24 protein-coding genes are annotated in these 24883 nt (G+C 64.4%); 15 read left to right on the top strand and 9 right to left on the bottom strand.

Features of this window, described 5'->3' with window-relative positions:
- Positions 1 to 117 precede the first annotated feature (117 nt).
- The 3 genes from MasN3_RS18310 (at position 118) to MasN3_RS18300 (ending at position 3457) form a co-directional block, all read left to right on the top strand.
- Positions 118 to 888 carry an SIMPL domain-containing protein gene (locus tag MasN3_RS18310; protein ID WP_281909121.1) on the top strand — a complete coding sequence of 257 codons (771 nt, stop codon included), beginning with the start codon at positions 118 to 120 and terminating at the stop codon, positions 886 to 888.
- Positions 889 to 973: 85 nt separating this feature from the next.
- Positions 974 to 1840: a CDP-diacylglycerol--serine O-phosphatidyltransferase gene (gene pssA / locus MasN3_RS18305; protein ID WP_281909119.1), complete on the top strand. Its 867-nt coding sequence runs from the start codon at positions 974 to 976 to the stop codon at positions 1838 to 1840.
- Positions 1841 to 1900: 60 nt separating this feature from the next.
- Positions 1901 to 3457: a 2-isopropylmalate synthase gene (locus MasN3_RS18300; RefSeq protein WP_281909117.1), complete on the top strand. Its 1557-nt coding sequence runs from the start codon at positions 1901 to 1903 to the stop codon at positions 3455 to 3457.
- A gap of 40 nt (positions 3458 to 3497) precedes the next feature.
- Here the strand turns inward: MasN3_RS18300 and bamE are convergent, their stop codons facing one another.
- Positions 3498 to 4001, bottom strand: coding sequence for an outer membrane protein assembly factor BamE domain-containing protein (bamE, locus tag MasN3_RS18295; RefSeq protein WP_307730379.1), 504 nt, complete (start codon positions 3999 to 4001; stop codon positions 3498 to 3500).
- A gap of 172 nt (positions 4002 to 4173) precedes the next feature.
- Between bamE and rpsO the strand changes: the two genes are divergently transcribed.
- A complete protein-coding gene (rpsO, locus tag MasN3_RS18290) occupies positions 4174 to 4443 on the top strand; it encodes a 30S ribosomal protein S15 (RefSeq protein ID WP_027867691.1) in 270 nt (89 codons plus the stop codon).
- Positions 4444 to 4612: 169 nt separating this feature from the next.
- Entirely contained in the window at positions 4613 to 6715 is a 2103-nt protein-coding gene (pnp, locus tag MasN3_RS18285; protein WP_281909114.1) for a polyribonucleotide nucleotidyltransferase, read from the top strand.
- An 83-nt stretch (positions 6716 to 6798) separates the two neighbouring features.
- Here the strand turns inward: pnp and MasN3_RS18280 are convergent, their stop codons facing one another.
- The 4 genes from MasN3_RS18280 to MasN3_RS18265 are packed head-to-tail and all read right to left on the bottom strand — an operon-like array spanning position 6799 to position 9928.
- Positions 6799 to 7545, bottom strand: coding sequence for a hypothetical protein (locus MasN3_RS18280; protein WP_281909112.1), 747 nt, complete (start codon positions 7543 to 7545; stop codon positions 6799 to 6801).
- On the bottom strand, positions 7542 to 8279 hold the full coding sequence (locus tag MasN3_RS18275) for a hypothetical protein (RefSeq protein WP_281909110.1): 738 nt from the start codon (positions 8277 to 8279) through the stop codon (positions 7542 to 7544). Before MasN3_RS18275 ends, MasN3_RS18280 begins: the two co-directional genes overlap by 4 nt.
- Complete coding sequence (locus MasN3_RS18270) at positions 8279 to 9346, bottom strand: DUF2515 family protein (protein ID WP_281909108.1); 1068 nt, start codon at positions 9344 to 9346, stop codon at positions 8279 to 8281. Before MasN3_RS18270 ends, MasN3_RS18275 begins: the two co-directional genes overlap by 1 nt.
- Before the next feature lie 27 nt (positions 9347 to 9373).
- Positions 9374 to 9928, bottom strand: coding sequence for a PAAR domain-containing protein (locus MasN3_RS18265; RefSeq protein WP_281909106.1), 555 nt, complete (start codon positions 9926 to 9928; stop codon positions 9374 to 9376).
- 238 nt (positions 9929 to 10166) lie between these two features.
- On the opposite strand from MasN3_RS18265, the gene MasN3_RS18260 reads away from it, so the two are divergent.
- From MasN3_RS18260 to sugE, 8 genes are all read left to right on the top strand, one after another.
- Positions 10167 to 10538 carry a hypothetical protein gene (locus tag MasN3_RS18260; protein WP_281909105.1) on the top strand — a complete coding sequence of 124 codons (372 nt, stop codon included), beginning with the start codon at positions 10167 to 10169 and terminating at the stop codon, positions 10536 to 10538.
- Between the two features lie 235 nt (positions 10539 to 10773).
- Positions 10774 to 11634: an STAS domain-containing protein gene (locus MasN3_RS18255; protein WP_281909104.1), complete on the top strand. Its 861-nt coding sequence runs from the start codon at positions 10774 to 10776 to the stop codon at positions 11632 to 11634.
- A gap of 22 nt (positions 11635 to 11656) precedes the next feature.
- Entirely contained in the window at positions 11657 to 12013 is a 357-nt protein-coding gene (locus tag MasN3_RS18250) for an STAS domain-containing protein (protein ID WP_027867697.1), read from the top strand.
- On the top strand, positions 12013 to 12480 hold the full coding sequence (locus MasN3_RS18245; protein WP_281909098.1) for an anti-sigma regulatory factor: 468 nt from the start codon (positions 12013 to 12015) through the stop codon (positions 12478 to 12480). The genes MasN3_RS18250 and MasN3_RS18245 overlap by 1 nt, the downstream gene beginning before the upstream one ends.
- Positions 12468 to 13490, top strand: a complete 1023-nt coding sequence (locus MasN3_RS18240) for an ATP-binding protein (RefSeq protein WP_281909097.1) — start codon at positions 12468 to 12470, stop codon at positions 13488 to 13490. The genes MasN3_RS18245 and MasN3_RS18240 overlap by 13 nt, the downstream gene beginning before the upstream one ends.
- Before the next feature lie 3 nt (positions 13491 to 13493).
- On the top strand, positions 13494 to 14864 hold the full coding sequence (locus MasN3_RS18235) for an ATP-binding protein (RefSeq protein WP_281909095.1): 1371 nt from the start codon (positions 13494 to 13496) through the stop codon (positions 14862 to 14864).
- Positions 14861 to 16753: an ATP-binding response regulator gene (locus MasN3_RS18230; RefSeq protein WP_281909093.1), complete on the top strand. Its 1893-nt coding sequence runs from the start codon at positions 14861 to 14863 to the stop codon at positions 16751 to 16753. The genes MasN3_RS18235 and MasN3_RS18230 overlap by 4 nt, the downstream gene beginning before the upstream one ends.
- Before the next feature lie 81 nt (positions 16754 to 16834).
- Positions 16835 to 17152 (top strand): quaternary ammonium compound efflux SMR transporter SugE, encoded by a 318-nt coding sequence (gene sugE / locus MasN3_RS18225; protein WP_281909091.1) that lies wholly within the window; start codon positions 16835 to 16837, stop codon positions 17150 to 17152.
- A gap of 30 nt (positions 17153 to 17182) precedes the next feature.
- On the opposite strand, the gene MasN3_RS18220 is transcribed toward sugE, so the two are convergent.
- From MasN3_RS18220 to MasN3_RS18210, 3 genes are all read right to left on the bottom strand, one after another.
- The gene (locus MasN3_RS18220; RefSeq protein WP_281909090.1) at positions 17183 to 18511 is read right to left on the bottom strand and encodes an IS4 family transposase; all 1329 of its coding nucleotides are present in this window, start codon (positions 18509 to 18511) and stop codon (positions 17183 to 17185) included.
- A gap of 122 nt (positions 18512 to 18633) precedes the next feature.
- Complete coding sequence (locus tag MasN3_RS18215; RefSeq protein WP_281909088.1) at positions 18634 to 20055, bottom strand: M16 family metallopeptidase; 1422 nt, start codon at positions 20053 to 20055, stop codon at positions 18634 to 18636.
- A gap of 11 nt (positions 20056 to 20066) precedes the next feature.
- Positions 20067 to 21476: a M16 family metallopeptidase gene (locus MasN3_RS18210; RefSeq protein ID WP_281909085.1), complete on the bottom strand. Its 1410-nt coding sequence runs from the start codon at positions 21474 to 21476 to the stop codon at positions 20067 to 20069.
- Between the two features lie 294 nt (positions 21477 to 21770).
- On the opposite strand from MasN3_RS18210, the gene MasN3_RS18205 reads away from it, so the two are divergent.
- Together MasN3_RS18205 and MasN3_RS18200 are read left to right on the top strand one after the other, a co-directional pair.
- The gene (locus MasN3_RS18205; RefSeq protein ID WP_281909083.1) at positions 21771 to 22556 is read left to right on the top strand and encodes a GIN domain-containing protein; all 786 of its coding nucleotides are present in this window, start codon (positions 21771 to 21773) and stop codon (positions 22554 to 22556) included.
- Between the two features lie 91 nt (positions 22557 to 22647).
- Positions 22648 to 23259 (top strand): tetratricopeptide repeat protein, encoded by a 612-nt coding sequence (locus tag MasN3_RS18200; RefSeq protein WP_281909082.1) that lies wholly within the window; start codon positions 22648 to 22650, stop codon positions 23257 to 23259.
- Between the two features lie 159 nt (positions 23260 to 23418).
- Here MasN3_RS18200 and MasN3_RS18195 read toward each other — a convergent pair whose 3' ends face one another.
- On the bottom strand, positions 23419 to 24768 hold the full coding sequence (locus MasN3_RS18195) for an SGNH/GDSL hydrolase family protein (protein ID WP_281909080.1): 1350 nt from the start codon (positions 24766 to 24768) through the stop codon (positions 23419 to 23421).
- Positions 24769 to 24883 lie beyond the last annotated feature (115 nt).

Genomic DNA, 24883 nt, shown 5'->3' with positions numbered 1-24883 from the left:
CCCTACAATTAAAGACACTTGCAACGGTTCATTACAAAACTACGAAGGACGTTGTGAACCCGGTATCGTATAAATGACACGGACATCTGTCATTATTTACTGTACTGGAGAACAACAATGAAACTTTCAAAATCACTCGTCGCCGCCGCCCTGGTACTGGCTTTCCACACCCAGGCGCAGGCCCAGACTGCCCCGTCCACGGCCGGCACGCTGGTCGTGGTCCCGGCCTTCGGCGAGGTCAAGCATGTCAACGACCAGGCGACCGTCATCTTCGCCGTTGAAGAGCATGACAAGGACAAGAATGCCGCCGCGGCACGCGTGAACCGCAAGATGAAGGAGGGAACCGAGATCGTGCGCCGCGCCGATCCGAAGGCCGAGCTGAAGACGATGGGCTACTACACCTACCCGGTGTACCCGGAAGTGCCGCCGATGCCGCAACCGGCAGCGCGCACGCCGGTGAAACCGGTGCCGGTCGCCTGGCGGGTCGGCCAGTACCTGGAGGTGAAGACCACCAACCTGGCAGAGTTGCCGAAGACCGCCGCCGCAGCCCAGAAAGTTCTGCAGATCAACAACGTGAGCTTCGGACTCAGCCCGGAACTGGAAAAGCGCCTCGATGACCAGCGCATTGCCGCCACGTACCGCAACCTGAACGAACGCATCGCCTCGATCGCGGGTGCGATGGGCCGCAAGCCGGCCGAGGCCGTGCTCGACACTGTCGATTTCGAGGGCTCGGGCAACTATGCGGGCGATGGCCGGGCGGCGGCGGCGCCGATGATGATGCGGGCCAGCGCCATGAAGGAAGCGGCCGACCAGATGCCGGAACCGAGCTTTGAACCGGGAGAAACCACGCTGCAGATGCGTCTTGTGGGAAAGATTCGCTTTAAGTGAATGCTCGCACAACAGTGATCATTCGCTAAGCAGAGGTTCACGCCTTTATAATGCTGACAACAGCATTATTTTTTGACGGACCACTATGCCCAATTTCCCACGACGCCGAGTACCTGGAGCCGCGCCCAAGGCGCCACGATTTTCCCGCTTGAAACGCTTCGGGCGCAGGGCGGAAGACCGTGTCCAGGGCGAGCGCGGCCGCGGCATCTACCTGCTGCCGAACGCGTTCACGACCGGCGCGCTGTTCTGCGGCTTCTATGCGATCGTCATGGCGATGAACCAGCGCTTCGAGCACGCCTGCTGGGCGGTGTTCATCGCCATGGTGCTGGACGGGCTGGATGGGCGCATCGCGCGCCTGACCAACACCCAGTCCGAGTTCGGCGCGCAGTACGACTCGCTGTCGGACATGGTGTCCTTCGGGGCGGCGCCGGCGCTGGTGATCTATGAATGGTCGCTGCGCGGCCTCGGCAAGCTGGGCTGGATCGCGGCCTTCATCTATTGCGCCGGAGCCGCGCTGCGCCTGGCGCGCTTCAACACCAACATCCAGGTGGTGGACAAGCGCTTCTTCCAGGGTCTGCCGAGTCCGGCAGCGGCGGCGCTGATCGTCGGCTTCATCATGATGATGACCGACCCGGACATCAACGTCAGCTCGCGCCAGGTGGACTGGGTGAGCTGGGGCCTGGCGGTGTTCGCTGGCCTGACGATGGTGTCGAACGTACCGTTTTACAGCTTCAAGGACGTGAACTTCCGCAAGTCGGTGCCGTTCATCGTGGTGTTCCTGATTGCCCTGGCCTTGGCGCTGCTGGCGATCGACCCACCGAAAGTCCTGTGGCCGATTTTTGTGATTTACGGCTTGTCGGGGTATGCCGTGTTCGCCTGGCGCGCAGCCAGGGGCAAGCCGGTGAGCATCATCCCGCTCGACGACGAGCCGGACGACGGCGTGCGCCGCTAGCGCGGACCTTCGGGTCGGGGCAGGGCGCCCGCTGATTTTGATTAGCGAATGGAGCCCAGAATGTCTGCCTTGCCTGACCAGAACCGCCTCATCATCTTCGACACCACCCTGCGCGACGGCGAGCAATCGCCCGGCGCCTCCATGACCCGCGACGAGAAGGTGCGCATCGCGCGCCAGCTGGAGCGCCTGCGGGTGGACGTCATCGAAGCCGGCTTCGCCGCCGCCTCGCCCGGCGACTTCGAAGCCATCCGCGCCATTTCAGGCGCGGTGCGCGAATCGACCATCTGCTCGCTGTCGCGCGCCAACGACCGCGACATCGCCCGCGCCGCCGAGGCGCTGGCCCCTGCCGCGCGCAAGCGCATCCACACCTTCATCGCCACCTCGCCCCTGCACATGCAGATGAAGCTGCGCATGGAGCCCGAGCAGGTGCTGGAGCAGGCGAAACTGGCGATCCGCTACGCCCGCCACCATACCGACGACATCGAGTTCTCGCCCGAGGACGGCAGCCGTTCGGACGAGGAATTCCTGTGCCGCGTGCTGGAGGCGGTGATTGCCGAAGGCGCCACCACCATCAACTTCCCCGACACGGTCGGCTATGCGGTGCCGGAGCAGTTCGGCGAGCGCATCCGCCGCCTGCGCGAACGCGTGCCCAATTCGGACAAGGCGATCTGGTCGGTGCACTGCCATAACGACCTGGGCCTGGCCGTGGCCAACTCGCTGGCCGGCGTCGCCATCGGCGGCGCGCGCCAGATCGAATGCACCATCAACGGCCTGGGCGAGCGGGCAGGGAACACCTCGCTGGAAGAAGTCGTGATGGCGCTGCGCACCCGCCATGACTACTTCAACCTGGCGGTCGGCATCGACACCACGCAGATCGTCCCGGCCTCGAAAATGGTGTCGCAGATCACCGGCTTCGCGGTGCAGCCGAACAAGGCGGTGGTGGGCGCGAACGCGTTTGCCCATGCCTCGGGCATCCACCAGGACGGCATCCTGAAGGCGCGCGAGACCTACGAGATCATGCGCGCCGAAGACGTGGGCTGGACCACCAACAAGATCGTGCTGGGCAAGCTCTCGGGCCGCAACGCCTTCAAGGCGCGCCTGCAGGAGCTGGGCATCGAGCTGGAATCGGAGCAGGAAGTGAACGCCGCGTTTGCGCGCTTCAAGGAGCTGGCCGACCGCAAGGCCGAAATCTTCGATGAGGACATCATGGCGCTGGTGTCGAGCGCGGACCATGAGCAGGCCGGCGAGACCTACCGCCTGGTGTCGCTGGCGCAGCGCTCCGAGACCGGCGCGCTGCCGCATGCGAAGATCGTGTTCGCGGTGGACGGCAAGGAAGTGTCGGCCGAATCCTCGGGCGACGGGCCGGTCGACGCCGTGATCACGGCGATCGAGAGCGTGGTGAAGAGCGGGGCCGAGCAGGTGCTGTTTTCGATCAATGCGATCAGCAACGGCCCGCAATCGCAGGGCGAGGTCACCATCCGCCTGTCGCACTCGGGGCGCATCGTCAACGGGGTGGGCGCGGATCCGGACATCATCGTGGCCTCGGCCAAGGCCTACCTGGCGGGGCTGAACAAGCTGCACTCGAAGGTCGAGCGCGTCAATCCGCAGGGCGTGTAAGCGCTCGACCGAGCCGGTCCCGCTCTTGCCGGGGCCGGCTTCACCACCCGTTCCGGTCGCGCGGCTCGTACATCGGATCGGGGCCATTGAGCATCTGCCGCACGATGCCGTCCCGGTCGAAGTGCACGTTCATCATGGAATTCCACACGCCCGCCTCCTTGTAGCGGTACGACCACACCTCGTAGCCCTTCATCGCCACGGTGGATTTCTCGGCCGGCCGCCCGAGCGTGCGCAGCACCTCTTCCTTGGTGGCCTCGTCCACCTTGATGGTCGCGAACTTCTCCCCGGTCAGCACCTGCTCGTAGGACACCAGCCGCCCGTCCGCGCCGATGCGCGCCATCCAGGTGAACTGGCCCATCGGCCCGGTCGCGTATTCGAAGATGCGGTCGTTGCCGGCGCCGTAGATGCTGGTGGGCGGCCCCATCTTTTTTTGCACCAGGTCTTCCGGGTCGCCGATGCTGGGCGCCTCGCGCAGCAGGCCGGCGCAGCCGCCGAGCAGGACGAACGCCACGAATGTTGTAAATCTGATTAATTTGTTCATCATTTGGCCCTCCAAACGCGCCAATAACCGCAAAATCCGCCTGTCAGACGATGCAAACAGTGGCCCCACGCCACGTTTTCCCCTATACTGGCGGGTCTGTCCGTTTTGGGCAGGCGATTCGTCAATCACGGTGCGCTGGGTTTCGACTCATGCACCGCATGTGAAAGGTAACATCATGACCGTAGAAAACATCAACAAAGCCGCGATCATCGCGGACAACGCACGTGGCCAGAACGATACCGGTTCGCCGGAAGTCCAGGTCGCACTGCTGACCGCACGCATCAACGAGCTGAACGGCCACTTCAAGGCTCACCAGAAAGATCACCACTCGCGTCGTGGCCTGATCATGATGGTCAACCGTCGTAAGAGCCTGCTGGCTTACCTGAAGCGCAAAGACGCAAACCGTTATCGCGACCTGATCGCCAAGCTCGGCCTGCGTAAGTAATCGTTGGTCAAGACGATTTAGTCACGAAATGCCTGCGCCAGATACCTGTCGCGGGCATTTTTTGTTTTAGCTTTTTTGTTGTTGTAGCAATGGCGGGAGATTTATCCCACCCGTGGTGAGGTGAACGACAGCTCCTGAAAATCTGTCGGCAAATAGAAAGGGATTACCCATGTTTAATAAAGTTTCGAAAACCTTCCAGTACGGTCAACACACGGTCACCCTGGAGACGGGTGAAATCGCGCGCCAGGCAAGCGGCGCCGTCGTCGTGTCGGTCGAAGACACCGTCATCCTGGCCACCGTGGTCGCCAAGAAGGACGCCAAGCCGGGCCAGGACTTCTTCCCGCTGACCGTCGACTACATGGAGAAAACCTACGCAGCCGGTAAGATCCCGGGCGGCTTCTTCAAGCGCGAAGGCCGTCCTTCGGAAAAGGAAACCCTGACCTCGCGCCTGATCGACCGTCCGATCCGCCCGCTGTTCCCGGAAGGCTACCTGAACGAAGTCCAGGTCATCATCCACGTCCTGTCGGTCAACCCCGAGATCGATCCGGACATCCCGGCCATGATCGGCGCCTCGGCTGCGCTGTGCATCGCCGGCATCCCGTTCAACGGCCCGATCGGCGCAGCGCGCGTCGGCTACGCGAACGGCCAGTACATCCTGAACCCGACCACCACCCAGCTCAAGACCTCGCAGATGGACCTGGTCGTTGCAGGCACCGAAACCGCCGTGCTGATGGTGGAATCGGAAGCGCAGCAGCTGTCGGAAGAAGTCATGCTGGGCGCGGTCGTCTTCGGCCATGACCAGATGCGCGCCGTCATCGACGCGATCCACGACTTGGTCGCCGAAGGCGGCAAGCCGGAAGTCGAGTGGAGCCCGGCGCCGAAGAACGAAGAACTGATCGCCCGCGTGAACGATCTGGCAGGCGCCGCCATCCGCGACGCCTACCAGACCCGCGAAAAGTCGCTGCGCCAGCAGAAGCTGAAGTCGATCTCGGCCGACGTGATGGCCGGCCTGGCGACCCAGGGCGTCGAAGCCGATGCGGCCGAAGTCGGCAACATCCTGTTCGACATGGAAGCCAAGGTCGTTCGCTCGCAGATCCTGAACGGCGAGCCGCGCATCGACGGCCGCGACACCCGCACCGTGCGTCCGATCGCGATCCGCACCGGCGTGCTGCCGCGTACCCACGGTTCGGCCCTGTTTACCCGCGGTGAAACCCAGGCGCTGGTGGTGGCCACCCTCGGCACCGCGCGCGACAGCCAGAAGATCGACGCGCTGATGGGCGAGTACACCGACGACTTCATGATGCACTACAACATGCCTCCGTTCGCCACCGGCGAAACCGGCCGCGTGGGCACCCCGAAGCGCCGCGAAGTCGGCCACGGCCGCCTGGCCAAGCGCGCGCTGGTCGCCGCGCTGCCGTCGGCGGACGAATTCAGCTACTCGGTGCGCCTGGTCTCGGAAATCACCGAGTCGAACGGTTCCTCGTCGATGGCATCGGTGTGCGGCGGCTGCCTGGCACTGATGGACGCCGGCGTGCCGATGAAGGCGCACGTCGCCGGCATCGCCATGGGCCTGATCAAGGAAGGCGGCAAGTTCGCGGTCCTGACCGACATCCTGGGTGACGAAGACCACCTGGGCGACATGGACTTCAAGGTCGCAGGCACCCCGGCCGGCATCACCGCGCTGCAGATGGACATCAAGATCCAGGGCATCACCAAGGAAATCATGCAGGTGGCGCTGGCGCAGGCCAAGGAAGCCCGCCAGCACATCCTGGCCGAGATGCAGAAGGCCGTGCCGAGCGTGAAGACCGAACTGTCGGACTTCGCACCGCGCCTGATCACCATCCGCATCAACCCGGAAAAGATCCGTGACGTGATCGGCAAGGGCGGCGCCGTGATCCGCGCGCTGACCGAGGAAACCGGCACCCAGATCGACATCACCGACGAAGGCATCGTGACCATCGCGTCGGTCGATGCCGCCGCCGGCCAGGAAGCCAAGCGCCGCATCGAAGAGCTGACCGCATCGGTCGAAGTGGGCAAGACCTACGACGGCACCGTGCTCAAGCTGCTGGACTTCGGCGCGATCGTCCAGGTCATGCCGGGCAAGGACGGCCTGCTGCACATCTCGCAGATCGCCAACGAGCGCGTCAACGCCGTGGCCGACTACCTGAAGGAAGGCCAGCAAGTGCGCGTGAAGGTCCTCGAGACCGACGAGCGTGGCCGCCTGAAGCTGTCGATGAAGGCTGCCGATCCGGTGGAGGGCGCGGCGCAGTAATTCTGCTCCCGGCTTTTAGCCTATGAAAACCGCCAGTGCGTGAGCCTGGCGGTTTTTTATTGGGCGAGCGTGTCCTGCGCTTGCTAGCCGACTATCAGCGAGTGCGGTTCGCGGGAAGGCTGGTGTTGACTGGAATTGTGGGCACTTTTCTCGCCGGATGGGATCTGTCCCAGATCGGCGGGTCGCCAGGTTGAGAACCGTGGGTGTCGGTACCAACGCCAATGGTCGATGAGGAACAGATAGGGTGACTCGCGGGTCCAGCAGCCTTCGGCGCATTTGAGGCGCAAGGTCATTGCGTACTTTCTAGGGACGCGCAAGGTTTCCTGGCGGAAGAATGGCGGCTTGAACATCGCGGCGTGCAACCGCCTCTTGCCATCTGGCGAAAGGTCGAACCAGTGGCTTTGGTGAAGTTCATATGGTTCCCATCCGCCGTCCTTGAACTGCTGCTGCAGGTCTTCGAGGATGGTCACGGCTTCATCGAATGGCAACTTGTCCAGCATCGGCGAGGTTGACAGCGTCGTGGCGACGTTGTGTTCGAATCCGAGTGCAGCAAATTTCGTTGGCGGCAGTGTGAACCCATGGACAGGATCGCTGAATCGGATAATCACAGCCGGCTCCGTCACCCATGTTGCCCCGAACTGGCCATCGCCTGGGTCGTCGGCCGGGAGGTTCGAACGCTTCATCACCGGATAGGTCGAATTTCGAACGACCTCTTCGAACGTCTGCCCGATACGAAACGACAGGATGGTCGGTTCGGGCGTGCGGAAGTGCCACCAAAGCACAATGCCAGCGACGCCGGCCAGTACAAGACGGCGATCATTCTTCTTCACGACCAGCCTCCGCCCTCGACAACTGCATGAGCTCTGCTTGCGACTGGCTTTATAGTCGCTTGTTGGGCCGGGTGTGATTCGTCCCAGATCGGCGGATCGCCAAGCTCCCAGCCATGTGAGTCGCTGCTGATACTCACGTCGATAAGAAACAGATAGGGAGGTTCGCGGGTCCAGCAGCCTTCGGCGCATTTGAACCGGAAGGTCATCGCATACTTCTTGGGGACGCGCAGCGTGTAGTGTTCGAGGAACGGCGGCTTGAGCATGGCCGCATGCAGTCGCTTCTTTCCCTCGGGCGTCAGATCGAACCAGCGACTTCCATCATCCTCGTATGGTGCCCAGCCACCGGCCTTGAACTGCTTCTGCAGGTTTTCCAGTATTGCCACGGCTTTGTCAAAGGGTAGTTTTTCCAGCATCGGCGAAGTGGAGAGTACCGATGCCACATTGTGTTCGTAGGTCAGTGCGGCAAATTTTGTCGGTGGCAGTGTGAAGCCGTGGATAGGGTCGGTGAAGCGAATGATCACGGCAGGTTCCGAGACCCACGTCGCTCCAAATTGGGTAGCATCATCTGCAGGATGGTTCGATCGCTCCATGACCGGATAGGTCGAGTTCTGGGCGACTTCCTCGAACGTTTGCCCGAGATGAAACGACAGGACGGTCGGTTCCGGCGTCCGGTAGTGCCACCATAGAGCGGCGCCAGCGATGACGACCAGTACAAGAGGGCGATAATTCGCCATCACCTTATATCTCCGCCCTCGGCAACTGCTTGAATCGACTCTTCGAAACGACGCCGCTCTGGGCTATTCAGAAGTTTGTCGAATCGCTCGGCCGCACTGAATACGAATGGCATGCGTTGCTCGGGCACCCACAGTTTCGCGTACTTTTCTTTAGAGAACCATGAGGTTACGCCCGTTTTACCCTTGCACTGGGCCGAGAGCGTCAGTTGGATTTCCTGATAGTCGCCGGTCGGAAATCCAGTAGCCCACGCGAACTGGTTTATAGCAAGTAGCGATTGCATGAACCTGTCGTCATACATGATTTTCTGGAGAATGTTCAATTGTTCATGCTGTGCCAGTAGTCTTACTCCTTCATGCAGCGTGCCTGCATGTATCCGCTCAAATCCCAAGGTAATTTCACGAAAAGGAACACCAAAGGGCAGTCTGGCCCTATCGATGTCCCAATAGACAGGGTATTTATCGTTCTGTCTGTAACGCAAATATTTTTCAAAGTCTTCCCACCCGCGCTCCATGAAAAACCGGTGCAAGGGATAAATATCGAGAAACAGATGCATATTGCCGTGCCCAAGCCGCCGAAGCATGTTGTGGGCCGCGACTTCGGTCCCCATCTGTACCAGCGTGGCCGCCTCGGCGCCGCTCACCGCGGCCTGGGCGAAGGACCGCTGGATCTGCTCTCGTTCACGCCGGTTCCGCTCGATGACGTCGGTCGAATGCAGCAGGCCGCAGCCGACCTGCTTGGACGCGAACGCGGCCAGACCCGCCCACTGAAAGCGCTTGTCCGCCAGCCAGAGCCGCGCGTACGCCGCATTGATGCGCCTGTTCCGCTTCGTCGGATCCGCGATGAAGGATCCATTCACCTTCAGCAGGTCTTCCGCCTCCGTCTGGAACGTTGCCCACAGGTGCTCAGGGCTCAGGACATAGGCGGCAATCCCGTGCTTCACCGTCGCGCACGAGCCCACGTAGTGATGCGTCCTGCATTCCTCGACGCGCTGGTAGTTCCCATAGACGCGCACGCCATGGAACTGGTGCCTGGGGAAGAAAGGATGGGGCTTGCCGGGAACGTACATGCCGTCGCCGCAGTGTCGGGCCAGCGATCAGCCGATACCGCCTTCGACCGACCACGCGAGCACCGCGGCGCGTTCCGCCGCGCTCAGTGGCCGTGTGGCGCCGCTCGCGTTGGTCGTGCCTTCGATCACGCCATTGCGCAGCCGAAGACGATAGGGGCGGTGGGCGTAAGGCTCCTGCGTGCGAGGATCCAGCAGCACGAACGGAATGCCGTCCGAAGGCGGTGCGCCGCCTGCGGACGCGTTGAGCTTGGCGGCGGCCAGCGCCGCCGCGCCGGCCTGGGCTGCATGCCAGTCGCCGTCGAACTCCTGGTAGGCGAAGGTCTGGGCGGCCAGCAGGCGCGGCGGCGGGTCGCATTGGCAGGCGCACAGGTCATCGCTGAGCGCGAACTCGCGGCCTTCGAAGGTTTCGCTCAGCCGGGGACCGTCGAGCACGATGGTCCCCTCGGCATCGCATGCCGGACACCAGCACTTGTCGCCTTCGAGCGCCATCGGGACGCCGTTGATCGTGTCCAGGTGGTTCGCAGAGATGACCTTGCCGTCGACGCTGGTGGGCGCGCCGAGCGTGATGTAGAAACGCCGCATCGTTGTCCTTTGAACGGATTGATCGGTCAGTGCCTTATCCGCCCAATGTAGCCAAGGACGAGCCCCCTATCGTTGTGGGCCCACAAGGCCGCGGGCGCTTGCAGGCGCGCCCCTTGTACCCGCAGCGCACGAGGCGGGTGGTTTCTATCGGCAATGCACTCCGATTTGAGGCGGCACAAGAAGCGTCGTCAGCATGCTCCGAGAATCCCAAGTTGGTGGCCTACCTTCCGGACGGAACATGCGCAAGCTCATTTCCCTGATCCTCCTGTCGCTGTCCCTGCACGCCTGCGGCGGCAATACCGCCGTCGTCCTGGCCTTCGAATGGGGCTCCTGCGATTTCGACCGCGAGCGCTGGGCGCAGGCCGACCGTTTCGGACGCGGCTGCATGATGACCTCCTTCCTGGACCGCCACCATCCGGAAGGGATGTCGGTCGTCGAGATCAAGCTCTGGCTGGGCGAGCCCACGACCTACGCCGACTACGAGGATCCGGCCTACCTGGTGGCCCAGCGTGCCGCGAACGGCAGCCCCGGCAGGGAGCAGATGCTGGTGTTCCGGATCGACCGGATCACCGGCCGGGTCATCGACGTCCAGCTCCGTCCGGCCGCCTAGGCACACCCCGCATCCCGGCCGCGCTCAACAAAAATAGAGGGCGACTTCTATACGAACCGCCGTTGCCCCAGCTCGGCGGTTTTTTGTTGAATTCAGGTAGCGCGCACGACACAAGCGGGCCGTAACCATAATGCAATAAGTGTTATAGTTGTTTATTTCTGTAACGATGGGTACGCACGCCCGTGTTCCGCGCAGCGCACCTGACTTCCACCATCAAAACTAGGAAACGAACAAGATGACCACGAAGGATTACGCCGCCCGCATCAGCCAGCTCATCCAGGAACACCAGGCCGACATCGGCGCGGAGTGGATTGCACAGCTGGAAGCACTGACCGTGCGCGGTACGGCAAGCTCGAAAGAGCAGTTGCGCAGCCATTGCCAGCAGTTCCTGGCCGCGTTCGCTGCCGCTACCCGCGGCGGCGAACTGGACAACATCGAGCACCGCTCGTGGGACGAGGTGCGCGACCTGATGGCCGAGATCTCGGCGACCCGCGCCAAGTCGGGCTCGACCCCGAGCGAGACCGCCACCTTCGTCTTCTCGCTGAAGCAGCCGCTGTTCACCCAGCTGCGCACCGCCTTCGCCGGCGACGCCGACGGGCTGGCCGCGGCCTCCTGGACCATCAGCACCCTGCTCGACAAGCTCGGCCTGTTCACCATCGAGGTGTTCCAGAAGACCAAGGACCAGATCATCGTGCGCCAGCAGCAGGAACTGCTCGAGCTCTCGACCCCGGTCGTCAAGCTGTGGAACGGCATCCTGGCGCTGCCGCTGATCGGCACCCTGGATTCGGCCCGCACCCAGGTGGTGATGGAAAACATCCTGCAGAAGATCGTCGACACCGGCGCGATCATCGCCATCATCGACATCACCGGCGTGCCGACCGTCGACACCCTGGTGGCCCAGCACCTGATGAAGACCATCGCTGCCGCCCGCCTGATGGGCGCCGACTGCATCATCAGCGGCATCCGCCCGCAGATCGCCCAGACCATCGTGCACCTCGGCGTGAACCTGGAAGACGTGATCACCAAGGCCACCCTGGCCGACGCCTTCCTGGTCGCGCTCGAGCGCACCGGCACCTCGGTCGTCGCCAAGGCGTAACGCGCAAGCATAGGACAAGCATATGGAACGCATTCCTATCCTGCGCATGGGCGACCTGTTGCTCGTCACGATCCAGGTCGACATGCACGACCGCCTCGCCATGCAGCTGCAGGACGATCTCACCGAACGCATCGTGAGCGACGGCGCCAAGGGCGTCCTGATCGACATCTCGGCGCTCGACCTGGTCGATTCCTTCATCGGCCGCATGATCAGCAATACCGCCGCCATGGCGCGCGTGCTCGATGCCCGTACCGTGGTCGTCGGCATGCAGCCGGCGGTGGCGATCACCCTCGTCGAGCTGGGCCTGACGCTGCACGGCGTCAAGACCGCCCTGAACGTCGAGAAGGGCATGGCCTTGCTGGGAAAGAGCTATAAATAATGAACGGCGCGCAAACCGACGCAGTCCTGTTCGATACCGCGCTGCTGGATCGCCACCGCCAGCATCGCACCGCACGCGTGACCCTGCGCCTGCAGTCGGACGAGGACGTTGTAGGCCTGCGCAAGCAGGTGCGCGAGCGGGCGGTGGCCATCGCCTTGTCCCTGGTCGACCAGACCAAGCTGGTCACGGCCGCGAGCGAGCTGGCACGTAACACGATCAAGTATGGCGGGGGCGGCGAAGTCCACCTCGACAGCCTGGTCGACGGCATCCGCAAGGGCATCGGCCTGCTGTTCGTCGATGCCGGTCCCGGCATCCCGGACATCGAAACCGCGCTGCGCGACGGCTTCACCACCGGCGGCGGCCTCGGCCTCGGCCTGGGCGGCTCCAAGCGCCTCGCGGATGAATTCGACATCGAAAGCCGTCCTGGAGAGGGCACTGCCGTGCTGGTGGTGAAATGGAAGCGCTGATCAGTTCACTCACGCAACACGAAGTCTTCGCGATCAACCATGCGAGCGATGTGGCGGCGGTGCGGCGCAGCGGCCAGAAGCTGGCCGATGCGCTCGGTTTCAACGAGACCCGCGCCGGCCAGCTGGCGCTGATCATCACCGAAGCCGCCACCAACATCCTCAAGCATGCGGGCGAGGGCGAGATCCACGTCGGGCCGGCGCAATCAAGCGCCGGCGTGGGCGTCGACGTGCTCGCCATCGACAAGGGACCCGGCATCCCCGACCTGGATGCCAGCCTGATTGACGGCGTGTCCACCACGGGAACGGCCGGCACCGGGCTGGGCGCGCTCAGTCGCCTGGCCGACGAGTTCGATGCCTACACCCAGCAGGGTCAGGGTTCCGCCTTCTTCATGCGCATCTGGCGCGACGTGCCGGCGCCCGAGCCGTGCGGCGTCGAGATCGGCGCGCTGTGGACGCCGATGGCCGGCGAAGAGGAGTGCGGCGACGGCTGGGGCGTACGCTGCGACAGCCGCGGCGCGTCCATGCTTGCGGTCGACGGCCTGGGCCACGGGCCGGAGGCGGCGCGCGCCGCCGCGGCGGCGATTCGCGTCCTCGACGCCCGCAAGGGAGGCCAGGCCGGGGAGTTGATGCACGCCGCCCACGACGCGCTGCGCCCGACGCGCGGCGCGGCGCTGGCGACCGCCCGCATCGACTTCGATGCGAGCGAGCTGCGCTTCGCCGGCGTGGGCAACATCGGCGGTTGCGTGATCGACGGCAGCCGGCGCGCGTTGGTGTCGCACAACGGGATCGTCGGCCACAATATGCGCAAGGTGCAGGAATTCGCGCTGCCTTTCCCGAAGGGGGCGCTGTGCATCATGCACTCGGACGGCATTCAGACCCAGTGGGACCTGGACAAGTATCCCGGCCTGGCCGGGCGCAGCCCGGCGCTGGTCGCGGCCATCCTGATGCGCGATTTCATCCGCCGCCGCGACGATGCCATGGTGTTGGTCGTGCGCAGGCTGGGGAGTTGAACGATGAGCCAGCACCGTATCCTCAACGTCGCCCTGGACAGCGACCAGGACGTGGTCGTGGTGCGCCAGCGCGCGCGCCAGGTGTCGGAACTGCTCGGCTTTTCGCAGCAGGACCAGGTGCGCGTGGCCACCGCGGTGTCCGAGATCGCGCGCGCCGCCTGCCACCTGGGCTCGGGCGGGCGCGCCGCCTTCCTGCTGGGTCGCAACCTGGGACGCCAGTACCTGGAAGTCGTCATCTACCCGGGCTCCGGCGAACGGCGCGCCCCGACGGCGCCCGGAAGCGGCCAGGGCTTCAGCCGCACGCTGCCGGAACTGGCCGTGATCAGCGCGCACCGCCTCATGGATTCCTGCGAGGTCGAGCCGGAACAGGGCGTGGTCACCGCGGTCACCATGCGCAAGGCGCTGCCGCCGCAGGCCATCGTCGAAAGCGCGCGCCTGGCCGAGATCAGCAACCGCCTGGCCGGCAGCCCGGTCTCGAACACGCTGCAGGAACTGCAGCTGCAGAACCACGAGCTGCTCGGCACCCTGGCCGAGCTGCGCGAGCGCCAGGAAGACTTGCTATCGTTGACGCGCGAACTGGAGGACACCAACCGCGGCATCGTCGCGCTGTACGCCGAAATCGAGGACAAGGCCGAGCGGCTGCGCCGCGCCGACGAGATGAAGTCGCGCTTCCTGTCGAATACCAGCCACGAACTGCGCACCCCGCTGTCCTCGATCCGCGCCCTGGCGCAGCTGCTGCTGGACCGCATGGACGGCGACCTGACCACGGAGCAGGAGCGCCAGGTGCAGTTCATCGCCAAGGCCGCCAACGACCTGTCGGAGCTGGTCAACGACCTGCTCGACCTGGCCAAGATCGAGGCCGGCAAGGTCGAGGTCCAGCTGGCGCCGGTGGTGGTCGACAACCTGTTCCGCGCATTGAAGGGCATGATGCGGCCGCTGGTCGATGAAGGCCGGGTGGAACTGATCTTCGAGCCTTCCGACTTCACGGACGCCTTCGATTCGGACGAAGGCAAGATCTCCCAGATCCTGCGTAATTTCATTTCGAATGCGCTCAAGTTCACCGAGCGCGGCGCGGTGCGCGTCTCGGCCACCCACGATGCGCAGGCCGATACAATCGCGTTCGCGGTGCTCGATACCGGAATCGGCATCAGCCCGGAAAACCTGCAACTGATTTTCGAAGAGTTCAGCCAGATCGAGCATCCGCTCCAGCGCCGCAGCAAGGGCACGGGCCTCGGCCTGCCGCTGTGCCGCAAGCTGGCCGAACTGCTGCACGGGCGCGTCGACGTGCGGAGCACGGAAGGCGAAGGCTCGACCTTTACGCTGACCTTGCCGCGGCACTTTCCGCAGCCCAGCCACGATGGAACCGAAACATGAAAGCCAACTCCACCCTGATCCTCAACGTTGACGACAACGACGGCGCCCGCTACGCCAAGAACCGCATCCTGCAGGGAGCGGGTTTCGAGGTAGTGGAGGCGACCAACGGCACCGATGCGCTGGAGATCGTCAAGCGCATGAACCCGGCGCTGGTACTGCTCGACGTGAAGCTCCCGGACATCAACGGCATCGAAGTCTGCCGCCGCATCAAGGCAAACCCCGAGAGCGCCATGGTGCTGGTGCTGCAGACATCGGCGGCACTGACCGGCCGCGCCGACAAGATCCGCGGGCTGGAAGGGGGCGCCGACAACTACCTGGCGGCGCCGATCGAGGCCGACGAGCTGATTGCCAACGTGAACGCGCTGCTGCGCATGCGCCAGACCCAGGTCCAGCTGCGCGACAGCGAAGAGCGTTTCCGCCAGATCACCGACAACATCGACGACGTGTTCTGGATGTTCGCCGTGCCGGAAGGCGACCTGGAGTACGTCAGCCCGGCGTATTCGGACATCTGGGGCGGCAGCCTGGACGCGCTGCGCCAGCGGCCCGAAAGCTGGCTGGACGCCGTGCATCCGGAGGACCGCGAGCGCATCGCGCAGCGCTGGCGCCAGCTGCAGCAGGCGCCGCACTACGACGACGAGTTCCGCATCTTCGGACCGGACGGGCGCACACAGTGGGTGCGCGACCGGCTGTTTGCGGTCCGCAATGCGCGCGGCGAAGTGTACCGGGTGGCGCGCGTGACCAGCGACATTACCGCGCGCAAGGAGATGGAAGCGCTGCTGCGCGCGGCCGATCGCAACAAGAACCAGTTCCTGGCCACGCTGGCCCACGAGCTGCGCAACCCGCTCAGCCCGATCCGCAACGCGGCCGCGCTGCTGGGCGCGAACAGCGACGGCAATACCGAGCGCCAGGCGCGCGCGCGTGAAGTCATCACGCGCCAGGTCGACCACCTGGCCCACCTGGTGGACGACCTGCTCGACGTCGCCCGCATTTCCGAAGGCAAGATCGTGCTGCGCACCGAAGAGGTGGATCTGGGGGCCGTGGTGGCCCAGGCGATCGAGACCGCCGGCCCGCTGATCGCGGCGCGCGGCCACCACCTGGACGTGCAGCTGCCGCAACAGCAGGTGTGGGTGATGGGCGACCCGGTGCGCCTGGCCCAGTCGGTCGGCAACCTGCTGCACAATGCCGCCAAGTTCACGCCCAAGGGCGGCGAGCTGTCGGTGCGTGTTGCGCTGCTCGACCAGGAGCGGGTGCAGATCGCGGTGCGCGACAACGGGATCGGCGTCGCCGAAGACAACCTGCCGCGCATCTTCGGCATGTTCGCCCAGGTGGACGTGCCGCCGGACCGCGCGCCGGAAGGCCTGGGCATCGGCCTTTCCCTGGTATCGCACCTGATCGAGCTGCATGGCGGGCGCCTGTTGGCCCAGAGCCCTGGCATCGGCCTGGGCAGCACCTTCACGGTCGACTTGCCGCTGCTGCGGGGCAGCGCGGACGCGGCCAGCCCGGACCATGCCGAGGCCTCGAAGCAGGGCGGCAGCGGCATGCGCGTGCTGCTGGTGGACGACAACGTCGACGCGATGGAGATGATGGGTTTCCTGCTGGCCGAGATGGGCTACGAGACCTGCACCACCTCGGACGCCACCGAGATCGAGGCGCTGGCGCTGCGCCACAAGCCGCAGGTGATCGTGCTCGACATCGGCCTGCCGGGCATGGACGGCTATGAAGTGGCGCGCCGCATCAAGAAGAACCCGCAGCTGGCCGATATCCGCCTGGTGGCGCACACCGGCTACGGCTCGCCGGAAGACCGCCGGCGCGCGATAGAGGCGGGCTTCGACGCCCACCTGGTCAAGCCGGCCGAGTTGCCGGACCTGGAGCGCGCGCTGAAGGGGTAAAATACCGCCCTTTGAAGTAGCGGCCTGCGCCGTTGTGAGAACAAACCCCGGGCCGGCCCGGCTTTTTGAAAGGATGGCCGAATGGCTTGGTTCATGTTGTTGTTGGCGGGACTGTTCGAAGTGGTGTGGGCGGTGGCCATGAAGCAGTCGCATGGCTTCACCCGGCTCTGGCCCAGCATCATCACCCTGGTCGGCAGCATCGCCAGTTTCCTGCTGCTGTCCTGGGCAATGCGCAGCATTCCCCTTGGGACCGCCTATACCATCTGGACCGGGATCGGTGCGGTGGGAGCCTTCGTCGTCGGGATCGCGCTGCTCGGGGAGCAGGTCAACACCATGCGTGTGGTGGCGGCGGTCCTGATCGTGTCGGGGCTAGTGTTGATGAAGTTGGCTGGAGATTGAAAAAAAGCCCCGCATCGGCGGTAATGCCGTTCAGTTAAGGTCCTTCTTCAGGACACGAACGGTGTAACGATGAGGTAAGGCCTTCACGGCCCGGTCGAGTTTTCGACCGGGCCGTTCTTCATTCAAGAGCATCACCAGGCGTTGACGCAGGCGCTGCATCAGAGCGGGCAACTTGCCGTATGACCGGGTCACCGCTGCCCAATGCAGTTCGTACTGGATGACGTGGAAGGCACGGATGAAACTGATCTCTGTCGGCTCGCATTTCACCTCCAGTGCCGCCTTGGACATCTCCAGCCGGATCAGGTTGTAAGCGGTCAGGGTTCCCCAGATTTCCTGATAGACGCCTTCCACGGTACGGCTACGCAGGGTTAGCGCCATGCCCATCATTGTTTGCTTGAGCTCGCGATAGCTTGTTTCGATCCGCCAGCGCTGGGTATAGCAAGCGGCGATGTCCTTGGCTGTGTAACGCTTGGTGTCGAACAATGAGGTAAGCAGTACGTGCTTGCGTGCACTCTGGTCGATGATCGTGATGGCGCGCACGCGCCATGTCTCAGGCAAGTCGGAGCACTTCTTGCGCGCCTGGGGCGATACGCGCATTTCAATGACGGCATCGTCAGGTGTGCCGCCGACGACTTCCCACTTGGTGTTGGCCTTGGCTGGGATGATGAAGTGTCTGTTGGTCCCGCCCATGGTCAGGCCGCATAGAATCTCGGCCGACAGGAACCCTTTGTCGAAGGCGGTAAGGGAATCATCTGGAATCGATGCAAGCAGCTCTTTGGCATAGAGCATTTCGTTGATTCCATAAGGACCAAATTTCGCATCACGGATCAAGTGGGTCGGCACCGCGGTCAAGGTCACGCCACGCACTTGCGGATAGCTGGAGATCCGACCACTGGGATACACCTGCTCGCCGAAATGCTCGCGGTGTTCAACCGTGTCGGCAGTCTTCAATGTCGTGCCGTCCATCGCGAACAGGCTCAGTCCCTTGAACAGGTACTGCTTGCGATCCTGCTCCGACCATGCTTTTGCTGAGATCTCGAATAACGCCCGAAGTGGCTCGGCACCAAGACGCTGCCGTGCCTGCGCTACCGCGCTCTTGCTCACGAAAGGCGCCTGCGCGTCCGGCAACGCAAGGTCCAGGTCATCGACCACTTCACTGATGGACTGATGACGGTACAGCGCCAAGGCAACGACGAGCCACACTACCTGCTCGGCCGGTAAGCGACGCTGTCGAATGCTCGCTTTGCCAGTGTATGCAACCGCTTGCTCGATCCACTCGTGAGGTAAGTGCTGTCCCAGACGGGCCCAGTCAGGGTCTTCCTGGGCTTGCACGAGGAAATGGAGCGCGTCATCAAACATGGTGACGCAGGTTAACAGCCTCAGCTACCGTTTACAACACCCCAAAAGAAAAATGCCGTTCAGTCTTAACTGAACGGCATTACCGCATCGGCGGGGCTTTCCACATCAGCACACGGGCCGCATCACTTGTCGGTCACCGTGAACTCCCCGAAGGCCTTGAGCTGCTCGCCCACCGCCTTCGGATCGCCCACCACCACGATCGACTGGTTCTCAGGATTGAAGTACTTCCTGGCCACGTCGCGCACCTGTTCCGGCGTGACCTTCTGGATGCGCGGCACGTACTCGCCCAGGAACTCGGCCGGCAGGCCGACCAGCCAGTTCTGCGCCAGGGTCGCGGCGACCGCGCGCTGCAGCTGGTTGCTGATCATGTAGCCGCCCGCCACGTAGCGCTTGTTCATCTCCATTTCCTTGGCCGGCACCAGCTCGGTGCCGATGCGCTTGTACTCGGAGAAGAACTCGTTCAGCGCCGCGCCGGTCACTTCGTTGCGCACGTCGGCGCCGCCGACGATCGCGCCGCCCGCGCGGTTCATGCGCGCGCCGGCCGAGGCGCCGTAGGTATAGCCCCTTTCCTCGCGCAGATTGATGTTGACGCGGCTCGAGAAGCCGCCGCCCAGGATGGTGCTCGCCAGGCGCAGCGGGATTTGGTCCTGCGCGCTCGCCGCGATTCCCGGGCTGCCCAGGCGCACGGCCGACTGCACGCTCTTGTCGCGGTTCAGCAGGATGCGCGCCGGCTTGGCGTTGGCCGGGGCGGCGGCGGTCTCCGGCAGGGCCGGGCCACTCGCACGCCAAGAGCCGAAGGCCTGTTCCGCCAGCTTGATCGCGTCGGCTTCCTTGACCGGGCCGGTGATCACGAGCAGGGCGTGGTCCGGGCGCAGGCGCCTGGCGTGTTCGGTGCGCAGCATGTCCTGGGTCACCGCGTTGATGGCTTCCACCGTCGGGGTGGTGCGCGAGTACGGATGGTCGCCATAGACCGCGCGGCTGATGGCGCGCTCGGCGCGGAAGCCCGGCTGGGTCTCGGATACGCGCAGCGCTTGCAACGCATTGGCCTTGGCCAGCGCCACTTCGCTTTCCGGGAAGGACGGGGTACGCGCCACTTCGGCCAGCAGCTGCATCATCGGCGCGGCCTGCGAGACCAGCGCATTGGCCGACACCACGATGCCGTCCGAGGTGGCGCTGGCGCCGACCTCGCCGCCCATGCCCTGGGCCGCTTCGGCGATCGCGCGCGAATCGCGCTTGGCGGTGCCTTCGTTGAGCAGGCCGGCCAGCATGGTGGCGAAGGCCGGGGACTGCGGCGCGTCGGCCGCGAAGCCGGCGCCGCGGACCGCCAGCACGTAGTCCACGCGCGGCAGGCCCTTGCGCGGCACGACCCAGACGGTCAGGCCGTTGGCCAAGGTTTTCTTGGTGATCTTCGGCACCGGGATCGGGTTGTCCTTGCCATAGGCCGGCATCGGCAGGTTGTCCGCGGCGGGCGCGGAGCTTGCGGAATAGGCGGCCATCGGCGCAAAGGCGACCGAGACGGCGAATGCGAGCATCAGTTTTTTCATCGATGCGCTCCTTATTTGTTAGCGCCGGCCGGTGCGGCAGCGGCAGCGGGGGTGGCGGATGCGGCGGCAGGTGCGGCGAGCATCGCGGCCGGCTTGCGGTCGATGACGGTACGGTTGGTCGGCACCATGTAGGTGCGCACCGCGCGCTGGATGTCTTCCGACGTCACGCCTTCGATCAGGCCCGGGACCTTGTTGACCACGTTGGCGTCGCCCCACATCACCTGCATCTTGGCCATCATGTCGGCGCGGTTGATGAAGCTTTCCAGCTGGTTGTTCCAGTTGGCCAGCATGCGGGTCTTGACGCGCTTGAGTGTGGCGGCGTCCACGCCGTCCTGCGCGACCTTGGCGAGTTCCTCGTCGATCGCCTTGAGCATGGCGTCGGCGCTGCTGTTCGGCTTGTACAGGGCGAACACGGTCAGGAGGGTCGGGCCGTCGTATTCGAACGGACCGGTCAGGCCGAACAGGGAGTCGACGTTGAGCGCGATCTCGCGGCCCTTCACCAGGCCCTGGTAGAACAGCGAGGCGTCGCCGCCGGCCAGCAGTTCGCCCAGCACGGCCATGGCGGCCTGGTCGCGGTGGCCGCGCGGCGGCATCTTCCAGGCCGCGGCGATCGCCGGCACCTGGGCCAGGGGGTCGCTCTGCACCAGGCGCTTCTCCTGGGTGTTCAGGCCTTCGCTGAAATCGGTCGGCTTCGGGGTGGGGCGGGCCGGGATCTTGCCGAAGTACTTCTCGGCCAGCGCGAAGCCCTGGCTTGGCGTGATGTCGCCGGCGATCGCGATCACGGCGTTGTTGGGGCCGTAGTAGTCGCGGTGGAAGGCGCGCACGTCGTCCAGGCTGGCGTTCTCGAGGTCCTCGAAGCTGCCGTAGCCGTCATGGTTGTTTTCCCACTTCTGGAAGGCATGCTGGCCGATGTCGATCCACATGAAGCCGCCGTAAGGCTGGTTCTTCACGTTCACGCGAATCTCTTCCTTCACCACGTCCTGCTGGTTCTTCAGCGTGGCCGGGTTGAAGTCGAGCGTCTTCATGCGGTCCGCTTCCAGCCACAGGATCGGTTCCAGCGCCGAGCGCGGGGCGGTCTCGATGTAGTTGGTATAGTCGGCGCGGGTCGAACCGTTGTTGCGCCCGCCGCCGGCGGTGATGGTGGTGTCGAACACGCCCTTCTTGGCATTCGGCGTGCCCTGGAACATCAGGTGTTCGAACAGGTGGGCGAAACCGGTGCGGTTCTTCGGCTCCAGGCGCATGCCCACTTTATAGACGACCGATACGCCCACGGTGGGCGAGCTGCGGTCTTCGGTGACGATGACCGTCAGGCCGTTGTCGAGCTTCTTGACGGCGATCGGCAGGGTCCACTGGTCCGCGGAGGCGGCGAATGCCGACAGCGAGAACGTGAGCCCGGCCAGCAATACTGGTAATTGGCGCATGCGCATTGGTTGACCTCGAAAAAATACGAAAAGGATCTGTACTGACGGCAGGGCCGCCATGCGCTGCATCTTAGCGCAATGGCATGTCAATAAGTAATCTTTTTTGATCGCCAGACTTGACCAGCCATCCGTGCATACGCCGCTCCAGGACGCGATTCTTGCAGTTCATCGCAGATCGGTAGGCGATGGCAGTCCGAACGGATATAGTTGCAACATGATAATTTTGAGCTGTTGCGCACTGGTTCACCCATCAGGCGGCCCACGGACAACACGAACATGTATTCGGAGAATGGTATGAATCAGCTTTCCAAGGCCGGCTTCGCCGCCGCTGCACTGTGCACCTGGCTGTTGACCTGCATGGGCATGGCGAAGGCGGCGCCGGATGTGGTCACCGAGACGCGCCAGGTCGATGCGCGCGTGGTGCGCGTCAAGGTCGACGGGGTGGTGGACCTCAAGATCCGCCAGGGCAGCACGCCGCTCCTGGTGCTGACCGGCGACCCGCGCCTGCTCGGCAAGACCACCACGCTGCAAAGCGGCGACACCATCAGCATCGGCACCGAGACCAAGGGCATCAGCATCAACCTGGGCCGCAGCATGGGCCTGCATGCCGAGCTGACCCTGCCGAACTTGCGTGAAGTCAGCTCCGAGAGCGTGGGAGGCACCGCGATCACCGGTTTCTCGGGTGACGAACTCGAGCTCAACCTCGATGGGGCCGGCTCAATGAATGTATCATGTAACTACAAGGCGCTGAGCGCCAACCTGGGCGGTGTCGGCAGCATGAAAGTGCATGGCATTAACAGCGAGAGCGTCGAGCTGAACCTCAGCGGCGCCGGCTACGTGACCCTGTCGGGCCGCAGCCGCAGGCTCAAGGCGGAGCTGGGCGGCCTGGGCGGCCTGGACGCCCAGGCGTTCTCGGCCGAGAACGTGACCCTGGAGCTGTCCGGCCTGGGCAACGCGACCGTGACCGCCAAGGACAGCGCCAACCTGACGCTGTCGGGCCTTGGTTCGGTGACGGTGCACGGCAAGCCGCAGAACCGCAAGGTGAGCGTCGACGGCCTTGGCAAGGTCAACTGGAAATAAGCAGGACCAGAACAAGAACAACGAACGAACCAACACTGAGTCCATCACGAGGACCAAGGGTACGCAGAAACCCTGATTCCATGGTCGAGACATGAAAAAACTATTGATAGCGATCGCATTCGTGCTGGGCCTGCAGGCCAGTGCGCATGCGGGCTTCGCGGAAGGGGCCAGCGCGTATAACGCGCGCAACTACGCGGTAGCACTGAAAGAGATCGTCCCGCTCGCCAAGGCCGGCCATGCGGACGCCCAGCATTTGCTGGGCCTGATGTATTACATGGGCCGCGGCGTCGCGCGCGACTACAAGCAGGCTTTTGCCTGGCACTACAAGGCGGCCCAGCAGGGCAAGGCCGACGCCCAGTACGTGGTCGGCGCCATGTACTACACCGGCAATGCCGTGCCGCAGGACCAGCGCCATGCGGTGGGCTGGTTCCGCAAGGCGGCCGAGCAGGGCCATGCCGAGGCCCAGCATGCGCTCGGGCTGATGTACCGCTACCACCAGGCGGGCATGCCGCAGGACAAAGTGCTGGCCTATATGCTGTGGAACCTGGCGGCCGCCGGCGGCAACCACAATGCGGTCGAGCAGCGCGCGGCCATCTCGCGCCAGATGACGCAGGAGCAGATCGAGGAAGCCCAGGCGATGTCGCGCACCTGGCGGCCGGGCCGGCCCTTGCCGACGAGTTCGCGCACGGGGAGCAATTCCTGAACAACACCGCCGGCCGCGACCGGCGGTTTCTTTTGTTGGCGTGTCGGTTTCGGGTGGACGGCTTCGCCGTCCGCGCGTTCAACCAGCTCAAGAATAGCCGTGCATCTAGTCTAACCAAGTTTGAACGCGCGGACGGGAGACCCGTCCACCCTACGACCATCATTTCGCCTGCGTGCTTGCAGGAGCCTTCGCCGCATTGCGGAACAGGCTCAAGGGCACCGCATTGCCCATCGCCTGGTAGCCCAGGTCGTTCGGATGCAGGTGGTCGCCGCTGTCGAAGGCAGGCAGGAAGCGGGTCGGCCGGGCCGGGTCGCGCGTGACGCGGTCGAAGTCGATCACGGCGTCGAACTCGTCGTTGTTGCGGATCCAGTTGTTCACCGCCTGCCGCACGACTTCCTTCTCCGGCGAATAGTAGGCCGCGCCTTCGAAAGGCGTGAGGGTGGCGCCGATCACGCTGATGCCCTTGGCATGCGCGCGATGAATCAGCTGGCGGTAGGCGGCGATCAGGTCCTCGGCCGTGACCGGGCTGGTGGGCGAGCTGTTGCCGATATCATTGATGCCGATCAGGACCACCAGGTAGCGCACCCCGGCGGTGGCCAGCACGTCGCGGTCGAAGCGTTCCTGGGCGCTGCGGCCGGACAGCGTGTTCGGTGAATTGCTCAGCAGGCGGTTGCCGCTGATGCCGCGGTTGACCACGCCGAAACGGGCGTTGATGCCGAGGACCGGGTCGCGCTCGGTCTGCAGCCGGCGCGCCAGCCAGTCGGGCCAGCGGTTATTGGTGTCGGGCGTGCTGCGGGTGCCGTCGGTGATCGAGTCGCCCAGCGTGACGATGGTGGGGCCGCTGGTGTCGACATCGACCTCGGTGAGGAACGGCCAGATCTGGATGGTGCGCTGCACCGGCAGGGTCGCGGCGGCCGTGAAGTTGCCGGGCAGGGACACGTAATTGGTCTGCAGGGCCAGCTGGTGCACGGTGCTCGCCTGTACCGTGCCGGGCAGGTACAGGCTCACCGCCAGGTCGGACAGCGGCGGCACGTTCAGCTCGACCGGATCGGACAGCGCCGGCGCGCCCGGCGGGATGGTGACGAAGCTGCGCCCGCCAAAGGTGAGAAGGCGGTCGGTACCGGCGGCGACGTCCGAACCGCTCGCGCGCAGGCCGATGCGGGCGGCGCCGATCGTCAGCGGCGTCGAACCGAGCTCGTTGGACAGCCGGATGCGCACGCGGTTGCCGCCGGTGCTGGTGTGGACGATCAGGCGCAGGGTCTGGTCGGTGAAGGTCTGCAGGCTGGCGTCCGGCGGCGGACCGCTTGGGGCCGCGCCCCAGGTGCCGGCCCAATGTTCCATGGTCCAGGACTGGGCGGTGGCCGGTTGCGGCAGGGCGATCGCCGCGGCCAGCATGGCGCTGCCCAGCAGCAGGCGCCGGCGCGGCGGATGCATGCCCGTGGTGGAGAAGGCAACACCGTCCTTGAGACGCCGCGCGGCGTCGAGGAGGAGGGGAAGGAAGCGTTTCATGATCGGCTCCTTGAATAACGGCCATGCGAAATGCATGAGCTCGTCTGCCAATGTAGCCAGTCCCGGGACCGTGAACAAGAAGGCAACAATCGCGCCCTTTGCGCAGGATCGAAGC

It is taken from the genome of Massilia varians (assembly GCF_027923905.1).
Classification (GTDB): Bacteria; Pseudomonadota; Gammaproteobacteria; order Burkholderiales; family Burkholderiaceae_D; genus Telluria; species Telluria varians_B.
Note: the sequence above shows the minus strand (reverse complement) of the source record. Positions and strands in the feature narration are given on the sequence as shown.

What these genes read in the sequence shown, in the direction of transcription:
- MasN3_RS18220 (WP_281909090.1), bottom strand. Translation starts at nt 18,511, where the DNA reads ATGTTTGATGACGCGCTCCATTTCCTCGTGCAAGCCCAGGAAGACCCT.
- sugE (WP_281909091.1), top strand. Translation starts at nt 16,835, where the DNA reads ATGGCTTGGTTCATGTTGTTGTTGGCGGGACTGTTCGAAGTGGTGTGG.
- MasN3_RS18210 (WP_281909085.1), bottom strand. Translation starts at nt 21,476, where the DNA reads ATGCGCCAATTACCAGTATTGCTGGCCGGGCTCACGTTCTCGCTGTCG.
- MasN3_RS18205 (WP_281909083.1), top strand. Translation starts at nt 21,771, where the DNA reads ATGAATCAGCTTTCCAAGGCCGGCTTCGCCGCCGCTGCACTGTGCACC.
- MasN3_RS18245 (WP_281909098.1), top strand. Translation starts at nt 12,013, where the DNA reads ATGAACGGCGCGCAAACCGACGCAGTCCTGTTCGATACCGCGCTGCTG.
- MasN3_RS18240 (WP_281909097.1), top strand. Translation starts at nt 12,468, where the DNA reads ATGGAAGCGCTGATCAGTTCACTCACGCAACACGAAGTCTTCGCGATC.
- MasN3_RS18250 (WP_027867697.1), top strand. Translation starts at nt 11,657, where the DNA reads ATGGAACGCATTCCTATCCTGCGCATGGGCGACCTGTTGCTCGTCACG.
- MasN3_RS18300 (WP_281909117.1), top strand. Translation starts at nt 1,901, where the DNA reads ATGTCTGCCTTGCCTGACCAGAACCGCCTCATCATCTTCGACACCACC.
- MasN3_RS18270 (WP_281909108.1), bottom strand. Translation starts at nt 9,346, where the DNA reads ATGTACGTTCCCGGCAAGCCCCATCCTTTCTTCCCCAGGCACCAGTTC.
- MasN3_RS18200 (WP_281909082.1), top strand. Translation starts at nt 22,648, where the DNA reads ATGAAAAAACTATTGATAGCGATCGCATTCGTGCTGGGCCTGCAGGCC.
- MasN3_RS18260 (WP_281909105.1), top strand. Translation starts at nt 10,167, where the DNA reads ATGCGCAAGCTCATTTCCCTGATCCTCCTGTCGCTGTCCCTGCACGCC.
- rpsO (WP_027867691.1), top strand. Translation starts at nt 4,174, where the DNA reads ATGACCGTAGAAAACATCAACAAAGCCGCGATCATCGCGGACAACGCA.
- MasN3_RS18230 (WP_281909093.1), top strand. Translation starts at nt 14,861, where the DNA reads ATGAAAGCCAACTCCACCCTGATCCTCAACGTTGACGACAACGACGGC.
- MasN3_RS18275 (WP_281909110.1), bottom strand. Translation starts at nt 8,279, where the DNA reads ATGGCGAATTATCGCCCTCTTGTACTGGTCGTCATCGCTGGCGCCGCT.
- MasN3_RS18265 (WP_281909106.1), bottom strand. Translation starts at nt 9,928, where the DNA reads ATGCGGCGTTTCTACATCACGCTCGGCGCGCCCACCAGCGTCGACGGC.
- MasN3_RS18310 (WP_281909121.1), top strand. Translation starts at nt 118, where the DNA reads ATGAAACTTTCAAAATCACTCGTCGCCGCCGCCCTGGTACTGGCTTTC.
- pssA (WP_281909119.1), top strand. Translation starts at nt 974, where the DNA reads ATGCCCAATTTCCCACGACGCCGAGTACCTGGAGCCGCGCCCAAGGCG.
- MasN3_RS18255 (WP_281909104.1), top strand. Translation starts at nt 10,774, where the DNA reads ATGACCACGAAGGATTACGCCGCCCGCATCAGCCAGCTCATCCAGGAA.
- pnp (WP_281909114.1), top strand. Translation starts at nt 4,613, where the DNA reads ATGTTTAATAAAGTTTCGAAAACCTTCCAGTACGGTCAACACACGGTC.
- bamE (WP_307730379.1), bottom strand. Translation starts at nt 4,001, where the DNA reads ATGATGAACAAATTAATCAGATTTACAACATTCGTGGCGTTCGTCCTG.
- MasN3_RS18195 (WP_281909080.1), bottom strand. Translation starts at nt 24,768, where the DNA reads ATGAAACGCTTCCTTCCCCTCCTCCTCGACGCCGCGCGGCGTCTCAAG.
- MasN3_RS18235 (WP_281909095.1), top strand. Translation starts at nt 13,494, where the DNA reads ATGAGCCAGCACCGTATCCTCAACGTCGCCCTGGACAGCGACCAGGAC.
- MasN3_RS18215 (WP_281909088.1), bottom strand. Translation starts at nt 20,055, where the DNA reads ATGAAAAAACTGATGCTCGCATTCGCCGTCTCGGTCGCCTTTGCGCCG.